At 41.9% G+C, this 15,161-nt stretch carries 11 protein-coding genes and 1 pseudogene; all 12 read left to right on the top strand.

Features of this window, described 5'->3' with window-relative positions:
• The first annotated feature begins 6 nt into the window (after positions 1 to 6).
• Complete coding sequence (locus tag KFT32_RS00125; protein WP_211744934.1) at positions 7 to 1,779, top strand: ABC transporter ATP-binding protein; 1,773 nt, start codon at positions 7 to 9, stop codon at positions 1,777 to 1,779.
• Positions 1,776 to 3,629 (top strand): ABC transporter ATP-binding protein, encoded by a 1,854-nt coding sequence (locus KFT32_RS00120; RefSeq protein WP_211744933.1) that lies wholly within the window; start codon positions 1,776 to 1,778, stop codon positions 3,627 to 3,629. The genes KFT32_RS00125 and KFT32_RS00120 overlap by 4 nt, the downstream gene beginning before the upstream one ends.
• A 133-nt stretch (positions 3,630 to 3,762) precedes the next feature.
• Entirely contained in the window at positions 3,763 to 4,950 is a 1,188-nt protein-coding gene (gene purT / locus KFT32_RS00115; protein WP_211744932.1) for a formate-dependent phosphoribosylglycinamide formyltransferase, read from the top strand.
• On the top strand, positions 4,940 to 5,395 hold the full coding sequence (locus tag KFT32_RS00110) for a GNAT family N-acetyltransferase (RefSeq protein ID WP_211744931.1): 456 nt from the start codon (positions 4,940 to 4,942) through the stop codon (positions 5,393 to 5,395). The genes purT and KFT32_RS00110 overlap by 11 nt, the downstream gene beginning before the upstream one ends.
• A gap of 379 nt (positions 5,396 to 5,774) precedes the next feature.
• A pseudogene (locus tag KFT32_RS00105) lies at positions 5,775 to 6,194 on the top strand (CAP domain-containing protein); the annotation flags it as partial.
• A gap of 236 nt (positions 6,195 to 6,430) precedes the next feature.
• A complete protein-coding gene (locus tag KFT32_RS00100) occupies positions 6,431 to 7,285 on the top strand; it encodes a GDSL-type esterase/lipase family protein (protein ID WP_211744930.1) in 855 nt (284 codons plus the stop codon).
• The gene (locus KFT32_RS00095; protein WP_211744929.1) at positions 7,275 to 8,243 is read left to right on the top strand and encodes an ABC transporter ATP-binding protein; all 969 of its coding nucleotides are present in this window, start codon (positions 7,275 to 7,277) and stop codon (positions 8,241 to 8,243) included. Before KFT32_RS00100 ends, KFT32_RS00095 begins: the two co-directional genes overlap by 11 nt.
• Positions 8,236 to 9,225, top strand: a complete 990-nt coding sequence (locus KFT32_RS00090; protein ID WP_211744927.1) for an ABC transporter permease — start codon at positions 8,236 to 8,238, stop codon at positions 9,223 to 9,225. Before KFT32_RS00095 ends, KFT32_RS00090 begins: the two co-directional genes overlap by 8 nt.
• 190 nt (positions 9,226 to 9,415) lie before the next feature.
• Entirely contained in the window at positions 9,416 to 11,392 is a 1,977-nt protein-coding gene (gene parE / locus KFT32_RS00085) for a DNA topoisomerase IV subunit B (protein WP_211744926.1), read from the top strand.
• 12 nt (positions 11,393 to 11,404) lie between these two features.
• Complete coding sequence (gene gyrA, locus KFT32_RS00080) at positions 11,405 to 13,843, top strand: DNA gyrase subunit A (RefSeq protein ID WP_211744924.1); 2,439 nt, start codon at positions 11,405 to 11,407, stop codon at positions 13,841 to 13,843.
• A gap of 252 nt (positions 13,844 to 14,095) precedes the next feature.
• Positions 14,096 to 14,527 carry a MarR family winged helix-turn-helix transcriptional regulator gene (locus tag KFT32_RS00075; protein WP_211744923.1) on the top strand — a complete coding sequence of 144 codons (432 nt, stop codon included), beginning with the start codon at positions 14,096 to 14,098 and terminating at the stop codon, positions 14,525 to 14,527.
• A 187-nt stretch (positions 14,528 to 14,714) separates the two neighbouring features.
• Complete coding sequence (locus KFT32_RS00070; RefSeq protein WP_249344776.1) at positions 14,715 to 15,158, top strand: MarR family winged helix-turn-helix transcriptional regulator; 444 nt, start codon at positions 14,715 to 14,717, stop codon at positions 15,156 to 15,158.
• Positions 15,159 to 15,161 lie beyond the last annotated feature (3 nt).

Below are 15,161 nucleotides of genomic sequence, written 5' to 3'. Positions count from 1 at the left end.
AGAAACATGGATGTTCTCAGGCAACTGCAGAGCTTTTTCTGGTCCAAACGCAATTTGTTGTTTTTATCAATACTTTGCTTGGCCTTAGCGACTGCACTCGGGCTCGTGTACCCGAATCTACTGCGTGTACTCATTGACGACATGATTACGCCCCGCAATTTTGAAGGCGTTCCCATGCTTGCCCTAACCGTACTCGGAGTTGTTATTGTGAAGTCGGCATTGCAGTTTTTACACGGTTTTTTTGGCGCTAGGCTTGGTAACTACCTTGCTTATCGTTTACGGAATGCCTGTTACGAAAAATTACAGTTTTTATCGTTCCGGTATTATGATACGGCGAAAACAGGGGATCTGATGTCTAGGCTAACGGGGGACCTGGAAGCGATTCGTAACTTTATCGGATTTGGATTTGCTCAGATTTTAAACATGGTTCTTATGGTTTTGTTTGGTTCGATCATGATGTTCTCAATCAACTGGCAGCTTACCTTACTTACGCTTATTTTCATGCCACTTCTCGTTTTCGTTGCTCTGAAATTTGAAACGCAGATTCACCCTGCTTTTCAAGAGATGCGACTAGCGATGAGCTCGCTTACGACAGCAGTGCAAGAAAACATAACAGGGGTACGTACCGTCAAATCGTTTGCGCGTGAACCTCATGAAGTAGATAAGTTCTCACTGCGCAACGAACGATACAAATCGAATCAGATTTTTGCCTCCACCTTATGGGCTAAATTCTTTCCAATTATGGAGCTGCTGGCTTCTCTAAGTATTGTTTTGCTTCTTGTGATTGGCGGCAGATTAGTTATACAAAAAGAGTTATCACTCGGTGAACTCGTTGCTTTCTTTAGTTTAATATGGTACATAATCGGTCCGATGTGGAATATCGGATTTCATATCAACAACTACACTCAGTCCAAAGCTTCGGGAGAGCGGGTACTGGAACTGCTTAACCAGCCTATTGATGTACAGGACACAGAGGATTCCATTATTCTCGCACCGGATCAGGTGAAGGGGCATGTTTCCTTTGACAAAGTAACTTTTGCTTATGGTAATAAGATTGCAGCTGTTACAGATATTAATTTGGAAGCACCTCCTGGAACCGTCGTTGGTTTTCTTGGTGGTACTGGTTCAGGTAAATCAACAATAATTCAGCTTTTGATGCGTGCATACAACATTAACTCCGGTTCCATCAAGATTGATGGTATGGAGATTAACGATATTAACATTCGTAGTTTACGTAGTCAAATTGCTGCAGTTTTCCAGGAAACGTTCTTGTTCTCATCCAGTATTCGTAATAACATTGCATATGGACTAAAAGATGTAACCATGGATGAAATTATCCGTGCTTCGCAACTGGCGAAGGCTCATGATTTTATCATGGAGATGCCGCTCGGGTATGACACCATTGTCGGTGAGCGTGGTATGGGCTTATCGGGTGGGCAGAAACAAAGGATTGCCATCGCAAGGGCACTTCTGAAAAATCCAAAAATACTTATTCTCGACGATGCAACAAGTGCGGTGGACATGGAAACGGAACATGAGATTCAATCTGGTTTCCAAGAAGTTATGCGGGGAAGAACTACGTTTATTATTGCGCACCGGATCTCTTCACTAAGGCACGCTGATGAAATACTGGTACTGGATGAAGGTCGAGTCGTTCAACGGGGGACTCACGATGAACTGATCAGGGTTCCTGGTCAATATCAAGATGTCTATCATATTCAATATGCAGATCATATCGCTCGTGAAGTGCGGGCTCCCGGAAAGCAGGTGAACTCATGAGTGCCGAGTCAGCAGCAGAGAGTAAGAAAATTCCTGGCATTAAGGAAAAGAAAAATCAAGAACGGTTTGTCTATCAGGATGACGATGTCATAGAGAAGCCGTTTAACTGGGGAGAGTTTACAAGACTATTCTCTTATATGAAACCTTATGCAAAACAGCTGTTACCGATTATTATTATCATGATGGTGTTAGGTACAATAACAAAGCTGACCGTGCCTTATCTGATCAGTCTTGCCATTGACAGTGCGATTTCACCTTCAGATGGCAGTATGCCAAGTTTGCGATTATTGTATTGGATCGCAGGTGGGATTCTACTGCTTTATATTATTCAATGGGCAGCCGCTACTTATCGGATCAAATACACGAATATTATTGGTCAGCGTGTCATCTATGATTTAAGATCTGATTTGTTTAAACATATTCAAAAATTATCGTTCTCATTTTTTGATAAAAGACCAGCCGGTTCGGTTATGGTGCGGATTACAAATGATATCAACTCCTTACAGGATTTGTTTACTAACGGGGTTGTTAACCTCATGATTGACTGTGTTCAGCTCGTTGGTATCATCGTAATCTTGCTCTTTATCAATTGGAAACTAGGTCTTGCTGTCATCCTGACTGTCCCAGTCATGTTCCTCATTTCAACCAAACTTAGGGTTCGAATCAGACGTGCGTGGCAAGATGTCCGAATGAAAAATTCACGGATCAATTCACATCTTAATGAATCCATTCAAGGTATCCGTGTTACACAAGCTTACACGCAAGAAGAAGAGAATATGAAGTTCTTTGATCAAATGAACATGACGAGCCGTAAATCATGGAACAGAGCTTCTACCATGAACCAAGGGTTCGGTCCACTGATCGAAATTACTGGTGGAGTGGGTTCCTTAATCTTGTTTTGGTATGGTGCTTATTTGATTCAAAATGAAGCGTTGACCATTGGTCTTCTCGTTGCATTTGCTAACTATGTTGGGAACTTCTGGGACCCTATTAACCGTTTAGGCCAGATGTATAATCAGCTTCTTGTCGCCATGGCATCTTCTGAACGAATTTTTGAATTTATGGATGAAGAACCAGGAATCGCAGATAAGGAGAATGCTAAACCTATCCCAACCATCAAAGGCGATATTAAATTTGAACATATTGTTTTTGAATACGAAAAGGGACGTCAGGCACTAAAAGGAATAGATCTGGATGTCAAAGCAGGCGAGTCCATTGCTCTCGTAGGACATACCGGTTCTGGTAAAAGTACGATCATTAATTTGCTCAGCAGGTTCTACGATGTTACTGATGGAAAACTAACGATTGATGGTTATGATATCAGAGATGTGACGATACGTAGTTTGCGAAGCCAGATTGGTATCGTACTTCAAGACACCTTTATTTTCTCGGGTACAATTCGTGACAATATCAGATTTGGACGTCTGGATGCTACAGATGAAGAGGTAGAAGCAGCAGCAAAAGCAGTAAATGCTCATGAATTTATCGAGAAACTGCCTGGTGGTTATGATACCGAAGTGGAAGAGCGTGGGAATGTACTATCGATGGGTCAACGTCAGTTGTTGTCATTTGCAAGAGCTCTCCTTGCCGATCCGAGAATTCTTATTCTTGATGAGGCAACAGCGAGCATTGATACGGAGACAGAACTGAAAATTCAGGAAGCTCTGAAGGTCCTTCTGGAAGGAAGAACTTCATTTATGGTAGCTCACCGACTGTCAACGATCCGAAATGCAGACAACATCATTGTACTAGATCATGGTGAAATCAAGGAACAAGGGAATCACCACCAACTCATCCAAAAACAAGGAATATATAACGGATTAATTGAAGCTCAATTCAGATTTTTGTAAAATTTGTCCGCGAAAAAACGAAAATCCATGTAATATTCACAAGAAAAAAGTCGAGCACTCTTGCATTCTGCCGCGAGAACCCCGAAAATAGAGAAATAGAAATAGATTTCTCACATAGGGGGATGGGAGAGAAATGTGGGGTGCTCCTTTTTCGGCTGAAGCCAAAAAGTTGCTGCTGCTCGGCAGTGGAGAATTAGGAAAAGAAGTCATTATTGAAGCACAAAGACTTGGTGTTGAGACCATTGCCGTTGATCGCTACGATAATGCTCCTGCGATGCAAATCGCCCATAGGTCATACTGTATTGATATGCTGGATGGGGAACTACTGAAAGAGATTATTCGGAAAGAACAACCCGATGTTATCGTTCCCGAGATAGAAGCGATCGCCACAGATGCACTCGTTGAGCTCGAACATGAACATTTTCGTGTCGTGCCAACAGCTAGAGCGACAAGGCTTACGATGGACCGGGAAGGGATTCGCCGCCTCGCAGCAGAGGAACTTGGACTTCCGACAGCTGCTTATCGGTTTGCAGATAGTCTGGAAGAACTACAAGCTGCTGTACGTGAACTTGGGACACCTTGTGTTGTGAAGCCGCTAATGAGTTCATCAGGTAAAGGTCAAAGCGTATGCCGTACGTATGAAGATGCTGAACTTAGCTGGAATGCAGCACTAGACGGTGCTAGAGCCAAAACAACTCGTGTGATCGTCGAAGCCTTTGTGGAATTTGAAAGCGAAATTACATTACTTACGGTGCGTTCAGTATCAGGAACGGTATTTTGTCCTCCGATTGGGCATATTCAGAAGGATGGGGATTATGTTGAATCCTGGCAGCCGCATCCGATGAACGAAAAGCAGCTGAATGAGGCAAAACATATTGCGAAAAGTATTACAGATGAGCTAGGTGGATACGGTTTATTTGGAGTCGAACTTTTTCTGACGAAGGACGGAGTCGTATTTAGCGAAGTATCTCCACGTCCTCATGATACCGGAATGGTTACCATGGTTACACAGGATTTGTCTGAATTTGCACTACATGTAAGGGCAATTCTTGGGTTTCCGGTTACTGGGGTTGAATTGTTAACACCAGGAGCTTCTGCTACACTAAAAGCCGATTCAGAGACAACATCCTACAAAATTAATGGAGTGTCAGAAGCACTATCTATACCAAGGACTCAAGTTCGTATATTTGGGAAACCTGAGACTAAAGTAGGAAGAAGAATGGCTGTAGCTTTAAGTGCATCTGTTGATGTTGAGAATGCACGTGATACGGCAAAACAAGCCGCAAATATGCTGAAAGTGGAGGTAAACCATGTTAAGTAATGTAGAGGCCCCAGTACTGACGATTCGAGCATGTGAACTGCACGATGTGGATGCGGTGACGAGTCTGATGCATGAGGTCAGATATCCAGCCACCCCAGGAGTTATGCGGGAACGCATCGAGGCGAGCCAAATGAGTGAGAAAGCATGTATGTTAGTAGCTGAAGTAGACGACGAGGTTGTCGCTATGTTAGGTCTGCAATGTGTTCAATCTCATGCAAATCCTAAGCAAGCGACACAGATCACCTCGTTAATTGTCCGTGATTCTCACCGAGGTGAAGGGATTGGACGCAGACTTCTGGAACTAGCAGAAGGTTGGGCGCGTGAACATGGAAGCGAAAAATTGCTCATTATCGAAGGCAATCGAGAGCAACATAAGTCGTCATACCCATTTTACGAGCACATCGGCTTTATCAAACATGGGTATCGGTTCAGCAAATCGCTGTAATCTATATATACGAGACAGACTCCATTTTTATTGAATGTATTCAAAATGAAAAACCTAATGGCCATATGGTCATTAGGTTTTTTTTGATCCATGATCTCTATATATTAGTTTTTGCTGGAAACTTTTTCTGTATCTTTTCTTACATTTCGAATCTAATACTAGAAACGCAAAAAGTTACGACTTTTTAACTATTTCCATTATTTATGGGTTAACAAAGTCGTAAAGTGCTGATATAATCCTACTCATACCAGTTACAAAATTGTAACATTTAATTAGGAGTTGATTTATTTTGAAAAAGAACGTTCTTCAAAAAACGATTATTGCAGGAAGTTTGTCCGCTGTACTAGCAGCTGGAATGCTCATTCCTGGAGCAGACATTGCTTCAGCTAGCACAACATCAACTAAAGCTCAGAGCAGTTCTTCTGTTGTATCCGCCTATGCTAAAGAAGTGGTGTCACTGGTAAATAAGGAACGGAAGAAAGCTGGCCTTAAGCCACTTGTGATTCATACGAATCTAACTAAAATGGCTGTAGCAAAAGCGAAAGACATGAATACGAATAAATATTTTAGTCACACATCTCCGACTTATGGTTCGCCATTTGATATGATGAAAAAATTTGGAATTACATTTAACTATGCTGGAGAGAACATTGCCAAAGGGCAAAAAACTCCTGCTGAAGTTGTTAAAGCTTGGATGAATAGCCCTGGTCACAGAGCGAACATCATGAACAAAAACTTTACGCTGATCGGCGTAGGTTATGTAAATGGATATTGGGCTCAAGCTTTTGTCGGAAAATAATACATTTCAATTCGTTAATTTAATAACATAATCTTAAGATTCACCTTTTTGCAAGACGCCATATTTTTTAGGTGCCATATTATTTTGCTGTTATTTTGAGATCTCCACGTGTTGGAGGTCTTTTTTTTCTATTTTGGCAAATAGTAAAAGAAAGAGAGGAAGAGAGCCCATTTGCAAATAAGGACGGGAAGTTTTATGTTTATTTTAAGTAAATACAGCTCGAAGGGAATGTTCTTGTGAAGTCATCAAGTAAAATATGGATTACGGTAAGTACTTTATCTATCCTTATGACAATTGTGCTTGTCTATGGATTCATAGTTGCAGTTCAGGATATTGTGAACCCTTCTGGTGATACCGCTTTTATACCTGAACAGAAAGAGCCTGCTGTTACCTCGCCACCTATAGAACAAAATAAAGAAATCAAAATTGCTGCTATTGGAGATTCACTTGCCAAAGGGACTGGAGATGACGAAGGCAAAGGCTTTGTCCGAAGAGTAGTCAGTATGCTGCAGGAGGACGGTAAAGAGGTGAAAGTTACAGCGAATCTTGCAATCAATGGGCTTACAGCAGAAAAATTACTCCCTCAACTTGATGAGGCAGGCGTGAAATATACATTACAGCAATCGAATATGATCCTTTTGTCTATTGGTGCAAATGATCTGTTTAAAGGTGCTCAGGCGTATCAGAGTGCAGAAAGTGATATCCCTGATACTGCTGAACTGTATAAAATATTGCCTAAGGCCTCGAGTTCGTTAAAAGAAGTGCTGAAAAAGATTGCTGAGATTAATCCAGACGCACAAATTATATATATGGGTTTATACAATCCATTCAGTGATTTAAAAGATCTGAAACAAATTGGGAATGCTGTAGTTACAGCGTGGAACAGTAAGGCACTTGAGCTAATTAATACATACGACCAGATGGCTCTTGTCTCCACATTTGATCTGTTTGAGAACAATGTTCCAGAGCTGCTTGCAAGTGATCACTTTCATCCAAACGCGCAAGGGTATGAAGAAATGGCAGAGCGTATTGTAGAAGTGCTTGGCATCACTGATCAACATGGAAAAAAGGTGGAGACCGATGACGAGTGAAGAAGAGAAGGATATCGTACTGTCTGTTAAACATTTGAAAAAAAAGATAAAACGGAAGTGGATCATTAAAGATGTTACTTTTGATGTTTACGCTGGAGAAATCTTTGGCTTTTTAGGTCCAAACGGGGCCGGCAAAACGACGACGATCCGTATGCTTGTCGACTTAATTAAGCCGACAGAAGGTGTTGTCAGTGTGTGCGGATACGTTGTTCATCAGAAGCCTGAACATGCGCTGAGGTATGTAGGTTCTATTGTAGAAAATCCGGAGATGTATACCTATCTTACAGGGTTTGAAAATCTTGAGCATTTTGCAAGAATGCTTCCGGATGTCAGTGAAGATCGTATTTATGAGGTAGCTCAGATTGTAGGACTGGATCAGCGGATACATGATAAAGTAAGTACCTATTCGCTAGGTATGCGTCAGCGACTTGGTATTGCTCAAGCCTTACTAGGAAGACCAAAACTGCTTATCTTAGATGAACCAACCAATGGACTGGATCCTAAGGGGATCAAAGAATTGAGAGCTTTTATTAAGAAGCTAGCTGAAGAAGGTTTGGCCGTTCTTGTCAGCAGCCATCTGCTGAGTGAAATACAGCTTCTTTGTGACCGTGTAGCGATTATTAATAAGGGTGAGGTGCTCACCGTAGGAAAGGTTGATGAACTCATTGGAGAACACAGCCATGTTACGGTATGGCATCTAACGCCCTCTGATGAGGGAGCTCGCTGGCTTATGAATCATCCACGAATTAAGAGAATTAAAGATACCTCGATGCTCGATGACGCCTTGATTGCGAGTCTCGGACCGAATGCGGTCATTACAGAAATGCCTGAGGAATTGGTGTCCGAAATGGTGAAGACCATGGTCAGAGCCGGTGTAAAGGTAGAGGGAGTACAAAGGGTAAATCCAACACTTGAACAGTTATTTTTACGGATGACAGAAGGTGAATCTATTGAATAATCTTTTACCCTTGGTCAAGAATGAGACCATTAAAATGATCAAGAAGAAAAGATTTTATGTGATTATTCTTGTGCTGCTCGTGCTTACGCCGATGTTTACCTATGCACAAATGAAAGAGTCGGAAACGAAACGTGAGAAGTTTGGAAACGACTGGCGACTTGAAATGCAGCAAGCAATAACGGATAATCAGAATTCACTCGGAAGTGATCGGGTTCCGGAGGAATGGAAGAAGTATCGTAGAATTTATATTCAGCAGCTTCAGTACTACCTCGAGCATGATCTAAATCCGAATGAACCTAGCGGAGTTACGTTTACGAGAGAGTTTATGAACAATTCCATTAATTTGTTTATTCCTCTGCTTGTGGTCGCCATGGCTTCGGATCTCGTATCTGGAGAAAGAACATCAGGTACAATTAAAATGCTGCTGACAAGACCGGTTCGGCGGTGGAAAATTTTGCTCAGCAAGTTAATTACATTGTTTCTGTTTGTTTCCCTTATCGTTCTTGCTGTATTTGTTATATGCTATCTCATAGCAGGGCTCTTTTTTGGATATAAAGGATTTACGATGCCTATCTTCACCGGTTTTCAAATTACCGGTTCGGATGTGGATATGTCGAAGGTGCATATGATTCCCCAGTGGAAGTATTTACTTATGCAGTCCGGGCTTATCTGGTTTGTAAGTTTAGTCGTAGCTGTACTTTCTTTTATGGTGTCGACTCTTGTGAGAAGTACTTCTGCGAGTATTGTCATTATGATGGCTGCGTTGATATCAGGGAGCATATTAACGAACATGGCCTCCTCATGGAGCAGTGCTAAATATTTATTCATGGTAAACCTTGGACTGACCGGTTATTTATCGGGTACTTTGCCACCAATTGAAGGGATGACCTTGTTATTTTCACTAGGTGTGCTTTCTATCTGGGGATTGGTAGCACTGTTTGTTTCATTCCTTGTCTTTACGAAACGGGATATCTTGAATTAAAATGGACAAGGATAAGAAAACATCTGTTTGCATTTTTCAATGAAGTAAGGTAAAAACAGAGTAGGTTTCCATAATTTGTTTATGTTTTATTATGAGGATTTCTATAGAGAGGGTCCGTATTACAAATTTATTAATATTCTAAAGTGTGATCATTCATAAAAAGAGTGAAGGCATAAGAGGGGGAGCATTTATGGCCCAGGAAATGGATCTATCTGCAAACATCTCCGGCAAAGATATAGAAGCTGGATATGGCGCTGATGATATTCAGGTGCTGGAAGGACTTGTCGCTGTACGGAAAAGACCAGGGATGTATATTGGTAGCACAAGTAATTCAGGCTTGCACCATTTAGTGTGGGAAATTGTCGACAATGCTGTCGATGAGCATTTAGCCAAGTATTGTAACAAAATTGAAATATCGTTACATAAAGATGGTTCTGTTACCGTATATGACAATGGACGTGGTATACCGACAGGAATGCACAAGACAGGGGTACCGACACCACAGGTGGTATATACGATTCTGCATGCCGGAGGTAAATTTGGCGGTGGAGGATACAAAAAGTCCGGTGGTTTACACGGCGTAGGGGCATCGGTGACGAATGCGTTGTCCGAGTGGCTTGAAGTCGAAATTTACCGGGAAGGCAAAATTCACCGGATGCGTTTTGAGTATTGGGTTGATAAAAAAGGTAAGGAACATGTCGGTGAGCCGGTAACAGGTCTTGAAGTACTTGGGAATACAAACCGGACGGGCACTAAAGTTACCTTTAAACCGGATAGTAGGGTATTTAAGAACGGAATTTCTCTAAGTTATGAGACGCTGTCAGAGCGACTTCAGGAAATTGCGTTCCTTAATTCCGGTCTGCGCATTGTTCTTAAAGATGATCGATCAGGCAAAACGGATGAATTCTATTATGAAGGTGGAGCAAGGCAGTTTGTTGAATATTTGAATGAAGGTAAAGATGTTCTAAGCGAAGTGATCCATTTTAACACGGAGAAGGATGACATCGAAGTTGAAATTGCCATTCAATACAATGCCGGATATACCGAAACGATAGCCTCGTTCGTAAACTCCATTCCAACGCGGGGCGGAGGAACGCATGAGACCGGTTTTAAAACGGCATATACAAGGGTGATGAATGACTATGCCCGCCGTACAAGTATGATTAAAGAGAAGGATAAGAATCTCGAAGGTAATGATTTAAGAGAAGGTATGATGGCTGTCATCAGCGTCAAAATGTCTGAGGTCGAGTTTGTAGGTCAGACGAAAGATCAGCTCGGAAGTGCATCTGCACGGAGCACGGTAGATCAAGTCGTTACTGAAAACTTGCAGCGTTTTTTGGAAGAAAATCCACAAATTGCTCAGACACTGATTAAGAAAGCAGTTCAGGCTTCAAGAGCACGTGAAGCAGCACGTAAGGCTAGAGATGATATGCGTTCTGGTAAGAAACGTAGTGAAAGTTCTAATCTTGGAGGTAAGCTGACGCCAGCCCAATCCAAGGACTTTACGAGAACCGAGCTTTTTATAGTTGAGGGAGATTCAGCCGGTGGTTCTGCGAAGCAGGGCAGGGATTCGAAGATACAGGCTATTTTGCCGCTTAAAGGAAAACCGATGAATCCTGAAAAAGCAAAGCTTGCGGACATTATGAAAAATGAAGAATATCGTGCAATAATGGCGGCGATTGGAGCCGGAATCGGAACTGAATTTGCCGTAGAAGACAGCAATTATTCCAAAATTATCATTATGACTGACGCAGATACGGATGGAGCACACATTCAGGTTCTTTTACTTACTTTCTTCTATCGTTATATGAAACCACTCATCGATGCAGGGAAAGTATATATTGCTCAGCCGCCGCTTTACAAAATTACACGTAAAACAGGTAAGCTGCAGACGGTAAGATACGCCTGGACTGATGAACAGTTGCAGAACTATTTAAAAGAATTTGGTAAAGGATTTGAACTGCAAAGGTACAAAGGACTAGGAGAAATGAATCCGGATCAGTTGTGGGAAACGACGATGAATCCGGAGTCCAGAACCTTGCTGCAAGTGCAGATTGAAGATGCAGCAAAAGCAGAAAGAAGAGTTTCCACGCTAATGGGTGACAAAGTGGATCCGCGTAAGCGTTGGATCGTGGAAAATGTTGATTTTACAGAGTACGAAGAATAGAAGGTGCTTTGAATGAGTTTATCAGAACAATTTTTACCGGCATTTCTTGAAGAGGTCGTTGGTGATCGCTTCGGTCGGTACTCTAAATATATAATTCAAGATCGAGCCATCCCTGATGTGCGAGATGGGCTTAAACCTGTACAAAGACGTATCTTGTATGCGATGTACGATTCAAATAATACGCCTGACAAGCCGTATCGGAAATCAGCCAAAACGGTAGGGGATGTCATGGGTAATTACCATCCTCACGGAGACTCATCCATTTACGACGGGATGGTTCGTATGGCCCAGCCTTGGAAAATGGGTCATGTGCTGGTTGACGGGCACGGCAACTGGGGTTCTCAAGATGATGACCCGGCTGCTGCGATGCGTTATACCGAGGCAAGATTGTCTCCAATTGCAATGGAGATATTACGTGATATTGAGAAACGTACCGTACTTTTTAAAGATAATTTCGATAATACAGCCAAGGAACCCGTTGTTCTTCCTTCCCGGTTTCCAAACCTCCTAGTCAACGGAGCAAGTGGGATTTCATCGGGATTTGCAACTGAGATTCCTCCTCACAATTTAAGGGAAGTCATTGATGCTTGTATTGCTGTAATGGAGAAGCCTTCCATTGAACTGGAAGAGATCATGACCTTCATTAAAGGTCCTGATTTTCCAACGGGTGGCATTATTATGGGCGGCGAAGGAATATTGGATGCTTACCGCACAGGTAAGGGCCGTATTTATATTCGTTCTAAGACGGATATCGAGAACCTTCGCGGTGGAAAACAGCAAATCGTAATAACCGAAATCCCTTATCAGGTCGTGAAATCACGTCTTGTTACCGCAATGGAGACGATTCGTTTAGAGAAAAAAGTCGAAGGAATCGCCGAAGTGCGTGATGAGAGTGGAAGAGAAGGTTTGCGAATTGTTGTAGAGCTGAAAAAGGATGCAGATGCACAAGGTATTTTGGCCTATTTGTTCAAAAAGACCGATCTGCAAGTGACTTATAACTCCAATATGGTTGCTATTGTTAATAAGGCACCGCACCAGCTTGGACTCAAACCAATATTGGAAGCATATATTGCACATCAGCGTGAAGTGGTCACTTACCGTACCCAATACGATCTGGAAAAAGCAGAAGACAGAGCACATGTCCTCGAAGGTCTAGTCAAAGCACTGAACATTCTGGATGAAGTGATTGCTGCAATCAAGGCATCCAAGAACCGTCAGGATGCGCAAAACAATCTGGAATGGATGTTTGGTTTTTCGGAAAGACAAGCTGATTCTATCCTAACCTTGCAATTATACCGTTTAACGAATCTTGAAATAACAACACTGCAAAAAGAACTGGATGAAATCCAGAAAAAAGTAAAAGAACTGCGCAGCATTCTGGAGAGTGACCGGAAACTGATCAGTATTATACGTAAGGAACTGAAGGAAATACGCGATAAATACGGTATTGACCGTCGTTCCACTATTCAAGAACAGGTAGAAGAACTGAAAGTGAACCTTGAAGTATTGGTGAACTCCGAAGATGTACTTGTCACGCTGTCAAATGACGGTTATATCAAACGGACAAGTATGATGTCGTTTACTCGTTCTGGCGGAGAACGTACAAGTTCGGGTGTTAAAGATGGAGATTTGATCAATTCTTTGCTAGACGTCAATACGCTGGATAACCTGCTTGTTTTTACACAGCGAGGGCAATACTTCTTGCTTCCTGTACATCAGATCCCTGAATTCAAGTGGAAGGACCCGGGTACAGCTATCGTCAATGTGATTCCTTTATCCAAGGAAGATAAAGTGATAAGCATGATCCCGATCCGTACTTTTGAGCAAGAAGGGACAAGTCTCGTATTTGTAACCAAACGTGGACAAGTGAAGCGTACGGATTTGAAGGAATATGTGACGAAGCGTTCTTCTGCTGTAGCAGCATGTAAAGTAGCAGCCGAGGATGAAGTTATTACAGTACAGTTAAGTACCGGAGACAAACATATCCTTCTCGTAACGAAGGACGGGATGAGTATACGATTCCTTGAGAATGAAGTGAATCCCATGGGACGTGTATCTGGCGGGGTCAAAGGAATTCAGCTGAAACCTGAAGATGAAGTAGTTGCTGCACTTTGGGTGGATGAAGATGAGGGCGAGGTCTTTATCATTACTGACCTTGGATACGGTAAACGTTCTCTTCTACTTGACTACCCGCTACAAACCCGTGGTGGTAAGGGAGTCATTACGTTCGAGTTCAAAGAAGGTAAACGAGTACGATCTAATGGAAGTCGGATTATTACAGCGTACCATGTGAAAGAACCTAAACAGCTAATAGCATGGACTGAACAAGGAAAAACACATCATTTCTCCACTGAATCTGCACCGATATCTGACAAGAAAAGTGTCGGAAAATCAGTAGTAGCCACAGATAAAACAGATTTGATCGTGAAAATTCTACATTTGTCTGAATAAGAGTAAAAGTAATGTCATACCAAGTCCTCCACATGCCAAAATACGGCAGGGAGGACTTTTTTTGCTGCTTTTTTGGGAAGTTTAAGAACCTTCGTCGATACGGGTCGAGCGGTGAAAATCGAGAAGGAATCTTCTATAAAACAGCGAAATGTTCATCAAGCAGGATGATTCAGCAGGTGAATAGTAGACCATGTAAATCAAAATTGAGAAAGTGCAAATACCAACCTAATCAAAAGAAAGGGGAGGAAATGAATGCATTCTTCCGAATTTGCTAAATTGTGGTCCAGACTGACAAAGGACTATAAATCACATATGGAACAGGAACTCGCTCCTGTACTTACAGAAGCACAGCTTACTGTACTAGAACTGTTGCTGGAGCAGCCCAGAATGAAGCCATCAGAGTTTACTCCTTATTTAGCTACAACGCCAGCAGCGATAACGATGTTGCTAGATCGTATGGAGAAACACGAGTTAATTGAACGAAGAAGAGATGATCGTGATCGTCGTGTAGTGTGGGTAACGCTTAGTGAGAAAGGAAGACTGGAAGCAGTAAGAGGCATGATGATTAGGGAACAATTTATTGATAATACACTAAGTAAGATATCGTCACATAACCAGCAGCTGCTCGTGTATCTTTTAAGCAAGATTACGACACAGACCTCACCTTCCAAACAATCATCTTAATTATAAAAGATCGAGGAACCAGGGATAAAAGAAAGCTTATTCCTGGTTTTGTTTTGGTCATAATTCATTAAGAAACTTATTACATATGAAAATAGTTGACTATTTTATTTTTCGGTTTATAATATTACTTTGTACCCCTTATATTTCGTATACGAAATATTATAAATTATAACTATCTAGGGTGAGTATGATGTTAGCTTATGATGAGATGTACCATATTTTTAACTCTTTTCGCCAAGTCACACAGACGTTTCATCGTTATTTCTGGCTTGACGACAATGAGGGAGAAATGGAAGTAACGAGGATTCAACTCTTAGTATTATCTATTCTGATTGAGCATCCGAACATTGGTCTTGCTGAACTCGCAGACTTATGTCATATGGGAAGCAGTACAATGAGTGGCGTGATTGACCGCCTAGTCAAGGCGGATTTGGTTGTAAGGGAGAGATGTGCACAAGACAGAAGATCACTTGAGCTTCAAGTGACGAAGAAAGGAAAAGAAACACAAGAAAAGATGTATCAGTTATGGATGACGCGTGTGTCTCCCATGATGGACTTACCAAAGGAAGACATAGAGAACTTACTGCGGATTCATTCACTGATGGTACAAAAGATGGAGAAAGAGAGATGATTA

Origin of the sequence: Paenibacillus sp. Marseille-Q4541, from assembly GCF_018310695.1 — a bacterium.
Lineage (GTDB): Bacteria > Bacillota > Bacilli > Paenibacillales > Paenibacillaceae > Paenibacillus.
Note: the sequence above shows the minus strand (reverse complement) of the source record. Positions and strands in the feature narration are given on the sequence as shown.